15 protein-coding genes and 2 pseudogenes are annotated in these 17,257 nt (G+C 71.0%); 8 read left to right on the forward strand and 9 right to left on the reverse strand.

Features of this window, described 5'->3' with window-relative positions:
- Positions 1-104 precede the first annotated feature (104 nt).
- A complete protein-coding gene (locus tag ACFVWD_RS26600) occupies positions 105-767 on the reverse strand; it encodes a CBS domain-containing protein (RefSeq protein ID WP_389599586.1) in 663 nt (220 codons plus the stop codon).
- A gap of 28 nt (positions 768-795) precedes the next feature.
- On the reverse strand, positions 796-1,260 hold the full coding sequence (locus ACFVWD_RS26605; RefSeq protein WP_168514907.1) for a Crp/Fnr family transcriptional regulator: 465 nt from the start codon (positions 1,258-1,260) through the stop codon (positions 796-798).
- 198 nt (positions 1,261-1,458) lie between these two features.
- On the opposite strand from ACFVWD_RS26605, the gene ACFVWD_RS26610 reads away from it, so the two are divergent.
- The 5 genes from ACFVWD_RS26610 to ACFVWD_RS26630 all read left to right on the forward strand — a co-directional run bounded on the left by ACFVWD_RS26610 (position 1,459) and on the right by ACFVWD_RS26630 (position 7,207).
- Entirely contained in the window at positions 1,459-2,367 is a 909-nt protein-coding gene (locus ACFVWD_RS26610) for a universal stress protein (protein ID WP_389599588.1), read from the forward strand.
- 20 nt (positions 2,368-2,387) lie between these two features.
- Entirely contained in the window at positions 2,388-5,018 is a 2,631-nt protein-coding gene (gene ppdK / locus ACFVWD_RS26615; RefSeq protein ID WP_389599589.1) for a pyruvate, phosphate dikinase, read from the forward strand.
- Between the two features lie 28 nt (positions 5,019-5,046).
- Complete coding sequence (locus ACFVWD_RS26620) at positions 5,047-5,865, forward strand: universal stress protein (RefSeq protein ID WP_389599591.1); 819 nt, start codon at positions 5,047-5,049, stop codon at positions 5,863-5,865.
- 128 nt (positions 5,866-5,993) lie between these two features.
- On the forward strand, positions 5,994-6,875 hold the full coding sequence (locus tag ACFVWD_RS26625; protein WP_389599593.1) for a universal stress protein: 882 nt from the start codon (positions 5,994-5,996) through the stop codon (positions 6,873-6,875).
- 161 nt (positions 6,876-7,036) lie between these two features.
- On the forward strand, positions 7,037-7,207 hold the full coding sequence (locus ACFVWD_RS26630) for a hypothetical protein (protein WP_389599595.1): 171 nt from the start codon (positions 7,037-7,039) through the stop codon (positions 7,205-7,207).
- 305 nt (positions 7,208-7,512) lie between these two features.
- Here the strand turns inward: ACFVWD_RS26630 and ACFVWD_RS26635 are convergent, their stop codons facing one another.
- On the reverse strand, positions 7,513-8,388 hold the full coding sequence (locus ACFVWD_RS26635; protein ID WP_389599662.1) for a universal stress protein: 876 nt from the start codon (positions 8,386-8,388) through the stop codon (positions 7,513-7,515).
- Between the two features lie 114 nt (positions 8,389-8,502).
- Positions 8,503-8,888 (reverse strand): annotated as a pseudogene (locus ACFVWD_RS26640) (DUF1918 domain-containing protein); the annotation flags it as partial.
- 115 nt (positions 8,889-9,003) lie between these two features.
- On the opposite strand from ACFVWD_RS26640, the gene ACFVWD_RS26645 reads away from it, so the two are divergent.
- The gene (locus ACFVWD_RS26645) at positions 9,004-9,678 is read left to right on the forward strand and encodes a CBS domain-containing protein (protein ID WP_389599597.1); all 675 of its coding nucleotides are present in this window, start codon (positions 9,004-9,006) and stop codon (positions 9,676-9,678) included.
- A 56-nt stretch (positions 9,679-9,734) separates the two neighbouring features.
- On the opposite strand, the gene ACFVWD_RS26650 is transcribed toward ACFVWD_RS26645, so the two are convergent.
- The 5 genes and pseudogenes from ACFVWD_RS26650 to acsA form a co-directional block, all read right to left on the reverse strand.
- The gene (locus tag ACFVWD_RS26650; RefSeq protein WP_389599599.1) at positions 9,735-10,040 is read right to left on the reverse strand and encodes an acyl carrier protein; all 306 of its coding nucleotides are present in this window, start codon (positions 10,038-10,040) and stop codon (positions 9,735-9,737) included.
- A 5-nt stretch (positions 10,041-10,045) separates the two neighbouring features.
- Entirely contained in the window at positions 10,046-11,602 is a 1,557-nt protein-coding gene (locus tag ACFVWD_RS26655) for a 2-oxo acid dehydrogenase subunit E2 (protein ID WP_389599601.1), read from the reverse strand.
- 1 nt (position 11,603) lies between these two features.
- A pseudogene (locus ACFVWD_RS26660) lies at positions 11,604-12,672 on the reverse strand (alpha-ketoacid dehydrogenase subunit beta).
- Positions 12,669-13,694 carry a pyruvate dehydrogenase (acetyl-transferring) E1 component subunit alpha gene (pdhA, locus tag ACFVWD_RS26665; RefSeq protein WP_389599603.1) on the reverse strand — a complete coding sequence of 342 codons (1,026 nt, stop codon included), beginning with the start codon at positions 13,692-13,694 and terminating at the stop codon, positions 12,669-12,671. Before pdhA ends, ACFVWD_RS26660 begins: the two are co-directional and overlap by 4 nt.
- A complete protein-coding gene (acsA, locus tag ACFVWD_RS26670) occupies positions 13,691-15,535 on the reverse strand; it encodes an acetate--CoA ligase (protein ID WP_389599605.1) in 1,845 nt (614 codons plus the stop codon). The genes pdhA and acsA overlap by 4 nt, the downstream gene beginning before the upstream one ends.
- Before the next feature lie 203 nt (positions 15,536-15,738).
- Between acsA and ACFVWD_RS26675 the strand changes: the two genes are divergently transcribed.
- Both ACFVWD_RS26675 and ACFVWD_RS26680 read left to right on the forward strand, forming a co-directional pair.
- On the forward strand, positions 15,739-15,984 hold the full coding sequence (locus ACFVWD_RS26675; RefSeq protein WP_389599607.1) for a hypothetical protein: 246 nt from the start codon (positions 15,739-15,741) through the stop codon (positions 15,982-15,984).
- Positions 15,985-16,057: 73 nt separating this feature from the next.
- Positions 16,058-17,236, forward strand: a complete 1,179-nt coding sequence (locus ACFVWD_RS26680) for a 4Fe-4S dicluster domain-containing protein (RefSeq protein ID WP_389599609.1) — start codon at positions 16,058-16,060, stop codon at positions 17,234-17,236.
- Positions 17,237-17,257 lie beyond the last annotated feature (21 nt).

A 17,257-nucleotide genomic window follows, 5' to 3' on the forward strand; every position in this document is an offset into this window, starting at 1 on the left:
CTGCGGACCACGAGCGGGTTGTGACGACGATCATCACGCTCCGGGGCCGAACGCACTAGGGCCGACCGGCCCAACTTGAGACCGGTCCTGGAATCGACCGCCGGTCACCGCTCCTGCTGCCCGGACGGCCCCGGCAGTTCGAACTCGACGTCCACCACACCTTCGACGGCCCGCACCAGGCGCGCGGCCACGGGCACCAACGAGGTGTCCCGGACACGCCCGGTGAGGGTGACGACCCCGTCGTGCACCTGTACCCGCACCGGTGACAACGGCGCACGGAACAGATACGACACCACTTCGCGGCGCACCTCCTCGGCGATGTCCTCGTCGTCCCGCAGGAACACCTTCAGAAGGTCGCCGCGGCTGACGACGCCTTCGAGCAGGCCCACCTCGTCGACGACGGGGAGCCGCTTGACCTTGGCGTGCGCCATGGTTCGTGCGGCCTGCGCGAGAGTCGCGTTCGCCTGGACGGTGACGGCCGGGGCCGTCATCAGGTCCTCGGCGGTCACGGCGCCGGCCTTGGCGAGATCGGAGAGTCGCTGCAGCTGCGTGTACCGGTCCGGATCGGTGTCGCGGAACTCCTCCTTGGGGAGCAGATCGGCCTCGGAGACCACGCCGACCACCCGGCCCTCGCCCTCCAGGACGGGCAGCGCACTGACCTTCCACTGCTCCATCAACTGCACGATCTCCTTGAAGTTGGCCTTGCGGCCGATGGCGGCGACGGTGTGGGTCATCACGTCGCTGACGATGTGCGGGGTGCCGTGCACGGTGACTCCTCGGTGGATTGCGACGTGGTCAACTGAGGCTTCCGCTGCCGTAGGGCGCGTACATGTCCAGCAGCCGGGTCCTGGCCGACCGCAGCCGTCGGGCGACCGTGTCTCCCACCCACTGGCTCACGGCCATGCCCAGCGCCGGATCGGCCTGACACATCTCGCGGACGGCTTCGGCGTCGAACTCGTACGCGCGCACCGGACTCGTGGCCTCGGCGCCCAGGTGCCAGGTGTGCGGTCCGAACAGCCAGGACCAGCCGACGAGTTCGTTGTGCCCGACGGTCTCGATGACGGCCGCACGGCGGCCGGGCACGCGCATGTCGAGGGCCACCGTGCCGGTACGGATGATCCAGAACCGGTCCGCTCGTCGGCCCTCCTCGAACAGACGCGTTCCCAGCGGGAACGACACCTCCCGGGCGATGTGCATCAGCCGCTCGCCGTGCTCGGCGGGCAATGCCCGCAGCATGCTGGAAGTGGGGGAAGCGTTCATGATCGTGTCCTCTTCCTCGAGCTCCTCTTCCAGGAGCGCGACCCTGCCACCTCCAATCTCTGCTCCCGGCCCCCCTTCCACCATGGGCCGAAGGGCCCCTCGGAAGGGCCTGCCCGGCCCCTGCGCACGGGCACGGCCCGGTATCAGGCTCGATGGGAGAAGAGGAATCCACCGGCATCAACGCAGGAGGTGCGGACCATGCTTCGACACGTCGCCGCGGGGATCGACGGTTCTCCCGAAGGCCTGGCCGCCGCGCACTGGGCGGCCAGGGAAGCCATGCGCCGAGGCACGGCGCTGCGCCTGGTGCACGCCTGGGAGTGGCAGCCGCGGCCGGCCCCGAGCGTCCCCGCGGACATGTCGCAGCGATCCTGGGCCGAGGACATGCTGGCGCAGGCGTCGGACAGCTTGCGCGCCGCACACTTCGGCCTGCAGGTCATCACCCACTCGGTCGCCGACGCACCGGTCGGGGCCCTGCTCGCGGCGGCCGAGGAGGCCGATCTGCTGGTCCTCGGCTCCCACGGGATCAGCGGCGTCGCGGGCTTCCTGACCGGATCGGTGTCACAGCGGGTGGTCGCCAGGTCACCGCGCCCCGTGGTGCTCGTGCGGGCGGGGGAGTGCACCGCCGACGAGCACTTCTCGGCGGTGGACGGTATCTCCCCCGACGAGATACCCGAGACCCCGTACCGCGAGGTCGTGCTCGGCCTCGACACGGCCCGGCCCTGCGACGAACTGATCGAGTTCGCCTTCGACGCCGCCCGGCGCCGTGCCACCCCGCTGCGCGTGGTCCATGCCTTCAGCCCTCCGCCCGCCTACGCGGCGATCGACAGGCTCGCCCCCGAGAACGGCCCCGAGCTGCTCGCCGAGCACGAGCGCGCCGTGGTCACGACGCTTCGCCCCTGGTGCGAGAAGTTCCCCGAGGTCGCCGTGACCGAGACCGTCACCGAAGGGCGGGCGGGCGGCGAGCTGATCCACGCTTCGGCCGGCGCGGCCCTCCTCGTGGTGGGCCGCAGGGTGCGCGAGACCCGGCTCGGCACCCACCTCGGCTCCGTCGCGCACGCTGTACTGCACCACGCGCCCTGCCCCGTCGCCGTCGTCCCGCACGCCTGAACAGCCCCGGAGGATGCGAGATGACCAGCTACGTGTACGAGTTCTCCGAGGGCGGCCGTGACATGGCGGACCTGCTCGGCGGCAAGGGAGCCAACCTGGCGGAGATGACCCGGCTGGGACTGCCGGTACCGCCCGGCTTCACCGTCACCACCGACGCCTGCCGGGAGTACCTGGCCACCGGCGAGGAACCGGGGGAACTGGCCGCCCAGGTCGCGCACGCACTGGTGGAGCTGGAACGAGGCACCGGACGCGAGCTGGGGTGCCGTGACAACCCTCTGCTGCTGTCCGTGCGTTCGGGCAGCAAGTTCTCGATGCCCGGGATGATGGAGACGATCCTGGACATCGGCCTCGGCGACGCATCCGTCCTCGGACTCGCCAAGGCCACCGGCAGCGAGCGCTTCGCGTGGGATTCGTACCGCCGCCTCCTCCAGATGTACGGCCGCACGGTGCTCGGCATCGCCCCGGAACTGTTCGACCGGCGGGGGAGCACCGACGATCCCGCCCGGCTCGTCGAGGACTACAAGCAGGTGATCCGGGACGCGACGGGTGAGGAGTTCCCGCAGGACCCCGGCGCGCAGCTGTACCGCTCGATCCGGGCGGTCTTCCGCTCCTGGGACAGCGAGCGCGCCCGCCTCTACCGCCGCCGCGAACACATCCCCGACGACCTGGGCACCGCCGTCAACATCCAGATGATGGTGTTCGGCAACCTCGGTCCGGACTCCGGCACGGGAGTCGCCTTCACCCGCGACCCGGCCACCGGCGCCCGCGGCGTCTACGGCGACTACCTGCAGGACGCCCAGGGCGAGGACGTCGTCGCCGGCATCCGCAACGCCGTGCCACTTGCCGAACTGGAACGGCTCGACCCGCCCTCGTACCGGCAACTCGTCAACCACATGGACGCGTTGGAACGCCACTACCGCGACCTGTGCGACATCGAGTTCACCATCGAGCGGGGCACACTCTGGATGCTCCAGACCCGGGTCGGCAAGCGCACCGCCGAGGCCGCCTTCCGTATCGCAGAGGCACTCGTCGACGAGGAACTGATCGGCGAGGACGAAGCGCTCGCCCGGGTCTCGGGCGCGCAACTCGGCCGCCTGATGTTCCCCCGCTTCGAAGCACACGCCGAGACGAAGCCGCTCGCCCACGGCGTCCCGGCATCCCCCGGCGCCGCAGTCGGAGCCATCGCCTTCGACTCGGCCGAGGCGGTGCGGCGCGCCGCGACGGGGGAGAAGGTGATCCTCGTACGCCGGGAGACCACCCCCGACGACCTGCCCGGGATGGTCGCGGCCGAGGCCGTGCTCACCAGCCGTGGCGGCAAGACCAGCCACGCGGCTGTCGTGGCGCGCGGCATGGGCAAGGTGTGCGTGTGCGGCGCCGAGGAACTGACGGTGGACGTCGAGGCACGGACGCTCACCGCCCCCGACCGGACCGTGCTCGCCGAAGGCACGGTGATCTCCGTGGACGGCACGGCGGGCACGGTCCACCTCGGGGCACTGCCGCTGACCGACTCGCCGGTGGGCCACTTCCTGGACACCGGGGAACGCGACGGGGCATTGACCCACGCCGTGGCCCGCACCCTCGAACACGCCGACTCCGTACGCCGCCTGGGGGTGCGCGCCAACGCCGACACCCCAGAGGACGCGGCCCGCGCCCGCCGCTACGGAGCCGAGGGGATCGGACTGTGCCGCACCGAGCACATGTTCCTCGGCGAGCGGCGCGGCCTGGTCGAGTCGATGATCCTCGCCGAGGACGAGAGCGGGCGGCGCGCCGCCCTGGACGCGCTGCTGCCGCTCCAGCGGGCCGACTTCGCCGGCATCCTGGCCGCGATGGACGGGCTGCCGGTGACGATCCGGCTGATCGACCCCCCGCTGCACGAGTTCCTGCCCGACCGCACCGAACTCGCCGTCCGTGTCGCCACCCACCCCACCGCGCACGACCGGCGTCTGCTGGCCGCCGTGGAGCGCACGCACGAGAGCAACCCGATGCTCGGGCTGCGCGGTGTGCGCCTCGGACTCGTCGTCCCGGGGCTGGTCGAGATGCAGGTACGGGCGATCGCCGAAGCCTGCGTGGAGCGGCTGCGGGACGGGGGAGACCCCCGGGCCGAGATCATGGTTCCGCTGGTCGGCACGGTGGAGGAGCTGCGGATCGTACGGGCGGCCGCGGAGCGCGTACTCGCCGAGGTGTCGAAGTCGTCCGGACTCACGGTCGACTGCCCCATGGGCACGATGATCGAACTGCCCCGTGCCGCGCTGACCGCCGGCCGGATCGCCGAGGCCGCCGATTTCTTCTCCTTCGGCACCAACGATCTGACGCAGACGGCGTGGGGACTGTCCCGCGACGACGTCGAGGCGTCCTTCTTCCCCGCCTACCTCGCCCAGGGCATCTTCGCCACCTCGCCCTTCGAGACCCTCGACCGGGACGGAGTCGGCCGACTGGTCCGGATCGCCGTCGAGGAGGGCCGCGCGACGAACCCGACCCTGAAGATCGGCGTCTGCGGCGAGCACGGCGGCGACCCGGACTCCATCCACTTCTTCCACGACACCGGCCTCGACTACGTCTCCTGCTCGCCGTTCCGCGTTCCGGTCGCCCGCCTGGAAGCGGGCCGCGCGGCACTGGCGAACCGGGCGGACGGGGCGTCCGCGGCCACCTAGACGACACCGACCAAGGGGAGGGAAAGACATGACCACCCGTCATGTGACCGTCGGCGTGGACGGCACGCTCATCGCCGTAAGGGCGCTGGACCGGGCCGCCGAGGAAGCGGTGCTGCGCGGCGCCCTGCTGGACATCGTGTACGCCGTGCCCGACCTCGACGAGGCCGGCCCGGTACTGGCGTCCGCGGCTGCCCGGGTACACGAGCGGCACCCCGGCCTGCCCGTCACGACCTCCGCCTTCGAGGGCGGACCGGTCCAGGCGCTGGTTCAGCACGGTCGGGACGCCGAGCTCACCGTGGTCGGCACGCGAGGACTCGGCGGTGTCGCCGGCTTACTGTTCGGCTCGGTGAGCCTGCGGCTGGCCGCGCGGACGCGCGGTCCGCTGCTCGTCGTACGCGGGAACCACCGGTCCGCCCGCCGCGGTGGGGTGTTGCTCGGCATGGAAGGCGACGCCGACGCGGATGCCGCGGCATACGCCTTCGCGGAGGCGGCGCGCCGCGGGGTCCGGCTGAGTGTGCTGGACGCCGCGGCCTCGCGACACCCGGCGCCCGCACCACCGGCCCCGAGTCACGCGGATCGGGCGCGGGACGATGCCGTCGTGCGAGTACCGACCGAACAGGCTGCACCGCGCCGTGCGGTTGCCGGGCTGCGGCAGCGCTATCCCCAAGTCGAAGTGGTGCTCCACACGTTCGACTCCGGCCGAGTGCACTCGCTGCTGGAGGCGACCCGCGAAGCCGCCGTCGTAGTCGTCGGTGCCCACGGCCACCCCCACCGCATCGGCCCGCGACCGGGCCCGGTCACCGCCGTCCTGCTGCACCACTCCCACTGCCCGGTCGCGATCGTGTGAACGGACCCTCGCGGGAGAACGGGGCATGTGCGGATGGGCCGTTCGGCCCCGGGCCGGGACCTGCGGCCCCTCCTGACGTGAGCCTGCCACCCGGAGACTGAGTCGCATCCCCTTGAGGAGGTCCGCACATGTCCCGCAACGTCACCGTCGGTCTGGACGGTTCGCCCGAGAGTCTCGCAGCAGCAGACTGGGCCGCCCACGAGGCGCAGCTGCGCGACGCGCCCCTGCGCCTCGTGCACGCCTGGCAGTGGCAGCCCTACGTGTACTCCCCGCTTGCGGGCGTCTCCGTGCCGCCCGTGGACGACCCGCAGGGCGAGTGGGCCGAGCGCCTGCCGCGGGAGACCGCCGCCCGCCTTGCCGAGCGCCACCCCGGCCTGCACATCTCAGCCGAGCGGATCCCGGAGCAGCCCGTCACCGCGCTGCTGGCTGCCGCCGAGGAGGCTGATCTCCTGGTGCTCGGGTCCCGGGGCCTCGGCGGAGTGACCGGGTTCATCGTCGGCTCCGTGGCACTGGCCGTCGTGGCCAGGACCGAGCGGCCGGTCGTCCTCGTACGAGCCGGCGAACGTGTCGCAGACGACCACCTGAAGGGCGGTGTCGTGCTCGGCCTCGACCTGGAGCGCCCGGACGGTTCCCTGATCGGCTTCGCGTTCGAAGCCGCTTCTCGGCGCGGGCGGAACCTTCGCGTCCTCCACGGATGGAGTCTGCCGTCCTCCTACGCCTACGGCGGCGCCTTCGACCTCGACCTCAACGCGGAACTGCGCGCGCAGGTCCGGCACAACATGATCGAGGTACTGCGGCCGTGGCGGGAGAAGTTCCCCGGCATCGAGGTGAACGAGCAGGCGGTGGTCGGCAGCGCGGGCTCCCACCTGGTCGACGCCTCCAGGGACGCGGCACTGGTCGTGGTCGGGCGTCGCAACCGGCGTACGCCGGTCGGTCCGCACATCGGACCGGTGACGCAAGCAGTGCTGCACCATGCCGCCGCTCCAGTGGCGGTGGTGCCGCACGACTGACCGGGCACACGGTGGCGGTCAGGAGTGAGTGAGCCTGCGCCCGTGGCGTCACCACTCCACGGTGCAGGCGGCGGAGCCGTGGATCGGCACATCGACGAACTCTTCGAACGGTAGAGGCTTCGCGCCGGCGGCCGAATGTGCTTCCGACAGGCTTGCGCCAAGTGGCTGTCCTGGACGAAGGCGGCCATGAGGTCGTCAGCCGCGATGCGTGCCGCCGTGAACACGAGGTCATCACTTCGACCAGCATCAACGACATTGCCCACGACCGCACCGTCTGGTTGGCCGCCCGCCACGTCCCCGGGCGACCAACCAGGCAGATCACCGACTTCTGAAACACGTCCCAGCCGCGGATACAGACCGCCGTGCTGCTCGCCGCGGCGATCGTCGCCGCCCGTCTCGTCGTTCCGGTGGCGGAGGACCTGGTGAGGATGGCGCGGCGCAGATCCAGGATGTGGCGGTGGTCCAGGAAGGCGTGCGTGTGAGGGAAAAACCACGGGCCCCACGCTCCCGCGGCGCGGCGCACACGGAACCGGAGGAGCAGCCGGTTCGGGAGGTTGACCAGGTGTACCCACTGCCGAGAGTGCAGAGCGATTCAGGCAACTGTTCGGCAGCGGGGTCGTAGCCCGTGCGGTGAGACTCAGACTGGCTGGGGGATGACGGCGACCGGGCATCCCGAGTGGTGCAGCAGGGTGTGGGCGACCCTGCCGAGTTGCAGACCGAAGCGACCGGGGCGGCGCAGAGCGCCGACGACGACCAGGTCGGCCTCGGCTGTCGCATCCAGCAGGACGTGGTGGGCGGGGCCTTCGACCGTTTGGTGATGGATATCGACCCGTGGGTGTTCCTGTTCGATCTCGCGCAGGGCGTCGTCGATGCCGGCCGAGGCCCGCTCCTCGCGCAGCCGGGCGGCGTCGTCGGCGATCAGCATGTGGTCCACGGGCTCGTTGGCCGGGCTGCGCCAGGCTCGCACGGCCGTCAGGTCGCAGCCGCGCGCCTCAGCCTCGCGCACGGCGAACCGCACAGCGCTCGCGCTGCCGGTCGGGTCCCCGACCCCTACCACGACGCGGCCGAGTACTCCCTGGCGGTTACGCTCCGCGCCACGGACCACGATGACCGGGCACACGGCACGAGCCGCCACCGCGAGGCTGACCGACCCCAGCAGCAGCCCGGCTATCTGGCCCCGCCCACGAACGCCTGTGACCAGGGCGAAGGCCTCGGGCCCCGCCTGCAGCAGCGCGGAAACGGCGTCGTCGGGCAGTACTTCGCCCGACGCCTTGACCTCGGGATTCCGCAGCCGGGCACGCTCCACGCAGGAAGCGACGATGTGCTCTGCCATGACCTGCTCGGCAGGACGGTCGGTGCCGAAGGACGGCCGGACTCCCTCATAGCGCTCCCACAGGGAGGCGTGGACCAGGCGCAGCGGCAGCCCGCGCCGCGCCGCCTCGTCCACCGCCCAGTCGACCGCCAGCAGACTGGAGTCCGATCCGTCGATACCCACGACCAGCGGGAGTTCCATCATCGCCACCGCCTTCTCCGTCCGACTGTCGGGCGCCTCCTGTAAACACCGTCGCACCGTTCGCGAATCGCCGCGACACACCCACCGGCTCCCGGACCGGGCGGCCCGTCGGCTTGAGGTACGTGAGGTGGCCGGGCGACATCCGGGCGCGGCGGGCTGTTTCCTCCCGGCTGATCCCGTGTCTCCGGCGTTCGGCGGCCACGCGTCGGCCGATGCCGACGGGGTTGGTTGCCCCGCTCGGTGGGGCAGACGGAGACACGGCCGCCGCCTCAGCGGTGTCCTGCCGTGAGTCGTGCGTGGCCTCGGGCTGTCCGTGTTCCAGGTGGTGGATGTGCGCGTCGGCCCGGGGGACACGAGCGTCACCTCGTACGTGTCCGACCAGCGCACGTCGTAGGGGGCGTTCCGTCCTCGTGATGGAGGCCGACGATCTCGCCGTCGCGCCTGGCGGCGCCGGTCGTCGGACCTTCGATGACGAGTTGGTCGCCGAGGTGAGCTCGCATGATCGCCGCCCTCTCCTCAGAATGGTGCTGTATCCAACCTGCCCCGCGGGACAGACCGCCGCACGGCCGAGAGCTCCGCGTCCGCGAGGCGGGCGGTTCGCATCCGGGAGGCACCATGCACCACCGAACGGTCGATGAGCTCATGACCCGGGGCGTCGTCCGGGCTCGACGTGACACGCCGTTCAAGGAGCTCGTCAGGCTCCTGGCGGAGAACGATGTCACTGCCGTGCCCGTGGTGGACGATCTGGACCGCCCCATGGGGGTGGTGTCCGAGGCCGACCTGCTGCGCAAGAGCGCCGATCAGGCCGATCCGTCGGGCAGGACCCCCGTTCCGCACCTGGAAGCCTGGGAGCGGGCCAAGGCCGAGGGCTCCCGCGCCGAGGAACTCATGTCGGCCCCGGCGGTGTGCGCGCGCCCGGAGTGGAGCGTTGTCGAGGCTGCCCGCCTCATGGAGGCCCAGCACGTCAAGCGGCTGCCCGTGGTGGATGAGGCGGACCGGCTCCTGGGCATCGTCAGCCGTGGTGATCTGCTGCGGATCTTCCTGCGCCGTGACGACGCCATCCGTGAGGAGATCACCGGCGACCTGCTGCGGCACACCATGGGGATCGATCCGACGGAGGTGACGGTCGAGGTACGAGACGGGCGGGTTGCCCTCGATGGCGCCGTGGAGTACAGGGGTCTGATCCCCGTGATTGAACAATTGTGCCGCGGAGTCGATGGCGTCGTCTCGGTCCACAGCCACATCGCCTATCGCACGGACGACGCTCGGCGTCCCTCCAGCGGCGCCTGACCGGGGGTGTCATCTGATCCCTCCGTGGATACTCCGTCCTTCAGGAAGGGGAGAAGTCAAGGATGGTCAGCTTTGAACGACCACCGCCACCGCGCCGAGCTGGCACTGTCCTGCGACCTGGCGACCAGGAACCGCGTGGCAGCGGACAGCGTGGTCAGTTCCGGGTAGTCCTCCTCGTCGATCCGGATTCCCGTGCGCTCGGACAGCAGCTCCACCAGGCTGAGGAAGTCGAGCGAATCGAGTTCGAGAACATCACGGAACTTGTCGTCCGGTTCGACCTGAGTGAAGTCGGCGTCGGGGATGATCTGGGTGATCGACTCCTTGACCACGGCCATGGCCTCAGCGTTGTCCAGGGGCTTCATCTGACTCACAACTCCTCCGGTTTCTGCAGCAGTCGGTCGACCGCCGTGAGGTAGCGGGCCCCGACGGCACCGTCCGTGGCCCGGTGGTCGGCGGCCAGAGTCGCGGTCACCAGGGGACGCACGCCGAGCATGCCGTTCGCGGCCCAGGGCCGCTCGACGACCGTGCCGAAGCCGACCAGGGCCACCTGGGGCGGATGGATGACACCGAAGACGGTCTCCACGCCCTGGTCGCCGAGGTTGGTGACGGTCAGGGTGGCGCCGGTCATGTCGCTGCCGCGCAGCTTTCCCCGGCGGGCGCGCTGGACCAGGTCTTTGAGGACCGTCATGAGGGCGTCGGGCGGCAGTGTGTCGGCGCCGTGGATGACCGGGGCGAGCAGTCCGCCCTGCCGGAGCGACACCGCGACACCCAGGTTGACCGCGGGGCCGGGGACGAACTTGTCGTTCTGCCAGTAGCCGTTCAGGCTCGGCACTTCGTGTGCCGCCACGGCGGCGGCCTTCAACAGGAGAGCCGCAGGCACCAGGCGGTCGGCGGGCGGGCGGCCGCGGTTGGTCCGGTGCAGCCAGTCCCCGGCCGCTGTCAGGTCGATGGTGGTGGACAGGTAGTAGTGGGGGATCTCCCGTTTGGAGCGGGTCATGAGGTCGGCGATGGTACGGCGCATGGTGTCCTTACGCTGTTCCGCCCCGCTGTCGGTCGGCACCGTGATGTGCGGGTGCTGCTCGTCGTCCCGACGGCGTTCGGCCGGCTCGCCCGGTTCGTGCCGCCCGGCGCGTGCGCGCACAGCTGTGTGCACGTCCGCCGCTCGCACGGCTCCGCCGTCCCCGGTGCCCTGCAGCGCCGTCAGGTCGATGCTCAGGTCACGGGCAAGCCGCCTGGCGTATGGGGTGGCCCGCACTCTGGGCGCAAGGGGCGGTGGGGCGTGCTCCACGTCGGCACGGGTGATCCGTCCGCCGGGTCCTGTGCCGTGCAGTGTCGTCAGGTCGAGGCCCCGCAGCGTCGCGAGGTGCCGCACCAGGGGTCCGGCTCCCAGGGCCGACTCGGCCTCGGGGGACATCTCCGGCGGCGGGTGCGTGAGGCTGCCCGTTGCGCGTACGGGCTGCCCGGCGGACTTCTTCCGGGACTTCGTGCGTGCTGGCTCCTGAACCGACTTCCGCTCGCGGACTGCCTTGCGGCGAGACTGTGGACGCTCGTCGTGCGCAAGCGGCTCCTGTTCGGCCTTGGCGTGCTGGGGCGCCCGGGCCGTCTCCCGATGGGGAACTTCGGCGACCGTCTCGGCGGCCAGGGGGGAGCCCTGCTCCGCCGCGATCCTCGCCTGCACCTCGGGTGCGCCCTCGCCTTGGATCACCGCGAGAGGTGTCCCCACCGGCACCCGGGTCCCCGGCGGGACGAGCAGCTGTCCCACGGTGCCGGATTCGAAACACTCGACCTCGATGGCCGCCTTGTCGGTCTCCACGACCGCCACGACATCGCCCTTGCGCACCCGGTCGCCAGGGCCCACGAGCCACTCCTGCAACACGCCTTCGTCCATGTCCGCGCCGAGCGAGGGCATGGTGAACTCGGTCATCTCAGCCCGTCCTCCCCGTGACCGCCTGTTGTTCCGCCGCGTCGGGACCGGTCGGCATGGGGTCGCCGACCGTGCGGCGTGCGGCGGCGACGATTCCGCCGGCCTGGGGCAGCGCGGCCTCCTCCAGCCTGCGCGCGTACGGCATGGGCACTTCGGCGCTGCACACCCGCTCCACGGAGGCGTCGAGGTCGTAGAAGTGCTGCTCGGTGAGGCGTGCAGAGATCTCCGCCGCCAGGCTGCCGGTGCGCCATCCCTCGTCGATGACGACGGCACGGTGGGTGCGCGCGATGGAGTCGCCGATGGTGGTGTCGTCGAGGGGGCGCAGGGTACGCAGGTCGACGACCTCCGCGCTGATGCCGTCGTTCGCCAGGTCGTCGGCGGCGGCGAGTGCTTTGGGCAGCGAGCCGCCGTAAGTGATCAGGGAGACGTCCGTGCCGGGTCGGCGGACGGCCGCGTGATCGATGTCGACCGGGCCCGCGTCGGCCGGCAGGTCGCCCGAGACGTTGTACAGGCTGCCGTGCTCGAAGATCAGCACGGGGTCGGGATCGGCGAGCGCGGGGGCCAGCATGTACCGGGCGTCGGTGAGGGTCGCCGGGGCCAGGACCCGCAGGCCGGGGATGTGCGCGTACCAGCCTTCCAGGCTGTGAGAGTGCTGGGCCGCCAGCTGCCGACCCGCACCCGTGGTCATCCGGATCACGATCGGTACCGGCAGCTGACCGCCCGACATGTGCAGCAGGGTCGCCGCGTTGTTGAGGATCTGGTCCAGGGCCAACAGGCTGAAGTTGACTGTCATGATCTCGACGATCGGCCGCATGCCCGCCAGGGCGGCGCCGATGCCGGCGCCGACGAAGGCGGACTCCGACAGCGGGGCATCCGGGTCCGAACTCCTCCAGCAGTCCGAGGCTGACACCGAAGCAGCCGCCGTACCGGCCGACGTCCTCGCCCATCAGGAACACGCGCTCGTCGGTGCGCAGCGCCTCGCGCAGGGCCTCGCGCATCGCCTCCCGATAGGTCGTCTTCCGGTCGGAGGAAGCAGCGGGCTTGGCGGTACGGGTGTGGGTCGCGGTCATGGCCGGCTCGCCTCCACCGGGCTGGTGACGTACTTCAGCAGATCCTCGATGGGCTCTTCGGGAGCCTGCTCGGCGGCCTCGACGGCACTGTCGATCTCGGCGGACAGACGGTCCTCCAGGGCGGTGCGGGCCTTGTCGGACAGCTCCTTCGCATCCCGCAGGCGCCGGGCGAGCGCTTCGACCGGGTCGCGCTCCTTCCAGTGCTCGATCTCGGCCTTGTCGCGGTAACGGTCGGGGTCGTACATGGAGTGGGCGCGGAAGCGGTACGTGTGCATCTCCAGGAAGTGGGGTCCGGTTCCGGCACGCACGCCTTCGGCCGCCCGCCGGGCTGCGTCCTCGACGGCGAAGACGTCCATGCCGTCGACGGCCCAGGAGACCATGCCGTACCCGGCGGCCCGCAGCGCGAGGTCGGTCTGGGCCTGGTGGCGGGCCAGGGCCGCGCCCATTGCGTAAAGGTTGTTCTCGCAGACCAGCAGCAAGGGCAGTCCCCAGAGCGCGGCGAGGTTGGCGGTCTCGTGGAACTCGCCCTCGGCGAAGGCGCCGTCGCCGAAGAAACAGCAGGTGACTCGGTTGCGGCCGGTCATGCGGTCGGCGAGGGCGAGGCCGGCCGCGAGAGGGATCCCGCCGCCGACGATCGCGTTGCCGCCGTAGAAGCGGTGGCCGGCGTCGAACAGGTGCATGGATCCGCCCCGGCCACGGCTGCAACCGGTGACCTTGCCGAACATCTCGGCCATGATCGCCTCGGCCGGAACCCCGCGGGCGAGTGCGTGCCCGTGTTCGCGGTACGTCGACACGACCGCGTCGTCGTCCGTGAGCGCCTCGTTGACGCCGACGGCCACGGCTTCCTCACCGATGTAGAGGTGCATGAATCCCCGGATGCGGGCGGCGCTGTACAACTCCACGCAGCGTTCCTCGAACCGGCGGACGCGCAGCATCGACTCGAGCAGGGCCAGGCGGTGAGCGGCTTGACGGTTCGGCCGGGTGGCGGATCGCGGTGCGTGCGGGGTGCGGGTGGTGCTCATGCGGATTGCTCCGTCCTCGCCAGGGAGGAGGCGTCTTCCTCGGGGGAGGAGGTGTCTTTCTCCAGAGTGGAGGTGTCGCCCTCGGGCAGGCCGAGTTCACGTGCCCTCAGCAGGCGGCGCATGACCTTGCCGCTGCGGGTGTGCGGCAGGTGCTGGTCGAAGGCGATCTCGCGCGGCGCGACGGCCGGGCCCAGTCGACGCCTGGCGAAGGCCAGCAGTTCCTGCCGGGTCGTGGTGGTCGCGTCGAAGCCCGGCCGCAGCGCGACGAACGCCTTGACGATGTTCCCGGCGACCGGATCGGGTCGGCCGATGACCCCGGCCTCGGCGACCGCGGGGTGCTCCATCAGGACGCTCTCGACCTCGAACGGCCCGATGAGGTGTCCCGCCGACTTGATGACGTCGTCGGCGCGCCCGACGAACCAGTACCAGCCGTCAGCGTCGCGTCGCACCAGGTCGCCGGTGAGGTACCAGCCGTCCGCGAAGGCCGCCGCAGCGCGTGGCTCGTCGTGCAGGTAGCCGCGGAACATGGACGGCCAGCCGGGCCGGAGTGCCAGTTCGCCTTCCAGGCCGGGCTCCTCCAGCGTCGTGACCTGTCCGCCGATGATCTGGGCCCGGCCGTCCTCGCCACGCCGCAGCACCGCTGCTTCCACACCGGGCAGCGGACGGCCCATGGAGCCGGGGCGGATGTCGCAGCCGGCAAAGTTGGCGATCATGATCGCGCCTGTCTCGGTCTGCCACCAGTTGTCGTGCACCGGCATTCCGAGCACGTCCCGTCCCCACACCACGGCCTCCGGGTTGAGCGGCTCGCCGACCGACGCGATGAACCGCAGCGCGCTCAGGTCGAACGAGTGAGGCAGGTCGTACGGTCCGGTCCTCGGCGTTGTCCGCATCAGCATGCGCAGGGCCGTCGGCGCCGTGTACCAGACGCTCACCCGTTGCTCGGCGAGGATCCGGTACCAGCGACGGGCGTCGTAGTCGCCCTCGTCCACCACGACCGTCACGCCGTGCATGAGCGGTGCGACGATCCCGTAGGACATGCCGGTGACCCACCCCGGGTCGGCGGTGCACCAGAACACGTCGTCCTGGTGGAGGTCGAGGGCGTAGAGCGCGGAGATGTAGTGGGCGACGGCCGCCTCGTGCACGTGCACTGCGCCCTTGGGGATGCCTGTGGTGCCGCTCGTGAAGTGCAGCAGGGCCATGTCGTGGGGCGACGTGGGCGGGATGGTGAAGGTGTCGGCCGCGTCGGCCATCAGTGCGGTGAGGGGAACAGTGCCGGGCAGTTCATCGGCGCCTTCGCCGACGATCAGCACATGGCGCAGGGCGGCAAGTGCGCCGCGTCGTCCGGCGACCTTCCTGCGGTACAGCTCCGCCGTGGTGACCAGCACCTGCGCGTCGCTCAGTGTCACTCGCTGGGCGACCGGGTCGGGTCCGAAGGCGGAGAACAGCGGGCACAGAACGCTGGTGTTCTTCAGTGTGCCGAGAACCACGGTGTACAGCTCGGGGCACCGCCCCAGCAGCGTCACCACCCGGTCGCCGTGACCGAGCCCGAGGGTACGGAGCACGTTGGCGAATCGTGCCGTCGAACGGGCCAGATCCGCGTAGGTCACGCAGGTCACGGAGTCGTCGCGCCCGACGCAGCGCAGCGCGACTGCGGTCGCCCGGGTCGATGCCGCGTGCCGGTCAACGGCCTCGTGCGCGATGTTCAGTCCCCGCCCGCCGGGCAGCCCCTCCAGCCTGGCTCGTGCCTCTGACCACGAAAAGCCGGCACACTCCTCGTCGTAGTCACCCAGATTGGGGGCAATCCGAGGCGGAGTGTCCTTCCGGATCGTCTCCCACCGCATGCCAGCCCTCCTTCCTTCGGGCCTTCTTCAACCATCCGTCCGGGCCGCTCCGCCCGCACTGGGTCGAACGGCCCCCGTACGTGCCCGGACGGCTCAGGTCCACTGCTGCCGCCTGCCTGAGACGACGACCAGGTCGCGTTCCCGGGAGGTGACGGGTATGGCGCCTCGGCTACGGCTCACACGTTTTGCTGGGAGTGGGCGCCATGGCGTCGCCACGTTTCGCACCGGCCGGCCTGCTGGTCGTCCACGGCCGTCATCGTGTCGTGTTCGACGGTGGCCTCGGGGCGCAGCTGCCCGAGGGCCGAGTGGACGTCCGGCTCGTCGCCGAGGAGCACGCCGAACTGCGATCCATCCTGCGCGGGGGCTGTCGGCTGCTCCGATGGGAACAACGGGACAAATGGACTGAAAAGGTGCCCACATGGCTCTATCGGCGCGTCGCCGCACCGTAAATGCTGCGATCGTGGGCTTGAGAGGACGGCAAGACGCCAGCTCTGCCGTCCACGGCGCTGAAGGAGATCGGTCATGAGCACCGATGTCGATGCGAACGCCTTCCCGCCTGCCGCGACCGACGGGCTCGTGATGGGCAAGGACGGAATGGCCGCGCTCGTGGACGTGCTGATCGGACGCGGGTTCACCGTGATCGGCCCCACGGTGCGGGACAGTGCGATCGTACTGGCGGAGCTGCGGTCGGCCGACGAGTTGCCGTACGGATGGGGCGTGGAGCTGGAGGCCGGGCGGTACCGGCTGCGCGAGCGGTCCGACGGCGCGGCCTTCGCGAACGCGGCGGGCCCCCAGTCCTGGAAGTCGTTCCTGCATCCGGCGCGGGTGCGGGAGTGGAGCGCCGACCGGGTGGGGGGCGAGTTGGTCCTCACGGCCGACCAGGCCGCGCCTTCCCGGTACGCCTTCCTCGGCGTGCGTCCCTGTGACCTGCGGGCCATCGCCATCCAGGACCGGGTACTGACCGGTGGGGCGTACCGCGACCCCGTCTACGCGGGGCGGCGCTCCGGGGCACTGCTGATCGTGGTCGAGTGCACGGAGCCCGGCGCCACCTGCTTCTGCGTCTCGATGGGCACCGGACCCGCCGCCGGCCCCGGCTACGACTTGGCGATGACCGAAGTGGTCGATGAGGACGGGCACCGCTTCTGGATCCGCGGCGGCAGCCAGGAAGGTGCGGAGATCCTGGCCGAACTGCCCGCTCGTCCGGCCGACCCCGAAACCCGGGAGACGGCTCGCGCAGGTGTCACGGCCGCCGCGGACCGCATGGGACGGACCATGCCCGAGGCCGACCTGCGGGAACTGATGGCCGGAACACTCGACGCGCCCCGCTGGGACGACGTCGCCGGACGGTGCCTGACCTGCGGAAACTGCACCATGGTGTGCCCCACCTGCTTCTGCACCACCACCGAGGACGTCACCGACCTCACCGGCGACCACGCGGAGCGGTGGCGGCTGTGGGACTCGTGCTTCGATCTGGACTTCTCCCACCTGCACGGCGGCCCCGTCCGCGCCTCCTCGCGCAGCCGCTACCGGCAGTGGATGACCCACAAGCTCGGTACCTGGCACGACCAGTTCGGATCGTCCGGCTGCGTGGGCTGCGGCCGCTGCATCGTGTGGTGCCCGGTCGGCATCGACATCACCGAGGAAGCCGCCGCCCTGCACGACTGGACACGGTCCGGGACATCGAATGGGGCGGCGCCGTGACCGGGCTTCTCGCCTCCCGGG

Source organism: Streptomyces sp. NPDC058086, assembly GCF_042885015.1.
GTDB lineage: Bacteria > Actinomycetota > Actinomycetes > Streptomycetales > Streptomycetaceae > Streptomyces.

Bases quoted from the DNA above. Each gene is read 5' to 3' on its own strand.
- ACFVWD_RS26680 (WP_389599609.1), top strand. From the start codon at position 16,058: ATGAGCACCGATGTCGATGCGAACGCCTTCCCGCCTGCCGCGACCGAC.
- ACFVWD_RS26655 (WP_389599601.1), bottom strand. From the start codon at position 11,602: ATGACCGAGTTCACCATGCCCTCGCTCGGCGCGGACATGGACGAAGGC.
- ACFVWD_RS26675 (WP_389599607.1), top strand. From the start codon at position 15,739: ATGGCGTCGCCACGTTTCGCACCGGCCGGCCTGCTGGTCGTCCACGGC.
- acsA (WP_389599605.1), bottom strand. From the start codon at position 15,535: ATGCGGTGGGAGACGATCCGGAAGGACACTCCGCCTCGGATTGCCCCC.
- ppdK (WP_389599589.1), top strand. From the start codon at position 2,388: ATGACCAGCTACGTGTACGAGTTCTCCGAGGGCGGCCGTGACATGGCG.
- pdhA (WP_389599603.1), bottom strand. From the start codon at position 13,694: ATGAGCACCACCCGCACCCCGCACGCACCGCGATCCGCCACCCGGCCG.
- ACFVWD_RS26635 (WP_389599662.1), bottom strand. From the start codon at position 8,388: ATGGAACTCCCGCTGGTCGTGGGTATCGACGGATCGGACTCCAGTCTG.
- ACFVWD_RS26605 (WP_168514907.1), bottom strand. From the start codon at position 1,260: ATGAACGCTTCCCCCACTTCCAGCATGCTGCGGGCATTGCCCGCCGAG.
- ACFVWD_RS26625 (WP_389599593.1), top strand. From the start codon at position 5,994: ATGTCCCGCAACGTCACCGTCGGTCTGGACGGTTCGCCCGAGAGTCTC.
- ACFVWD_RS26610 (WP_389599588.1), top strand. From the start codon at position 1,459: ATGCTTCGACACGTCGCCGCGGGGATCGACGGTTCTCCCGAAGGCCTG.
- ACFVWD_RS26645 (WP_389599597.1), top strand. From the start codon at position 9,004: ATGCACCACCGAACGGTCGATGAGCTCATGACCCGGGGCGTCGTCCGG.
- ACFVWD_RS26650 (WP_389599599.1), bottom strand. From the start codon at position 10,040: ATGAAGCCCCTGGACAACGCTGAGGCCATGGCCGTGGTCAAGGAGTCG.
- ACFVWD_RS26620 (WP_389599591.1), top strand. From the start codon at position 5,047: ATGACCACCCGTCATGTGACCGTCGGCGTGGACGGCACGCTCATCGCC.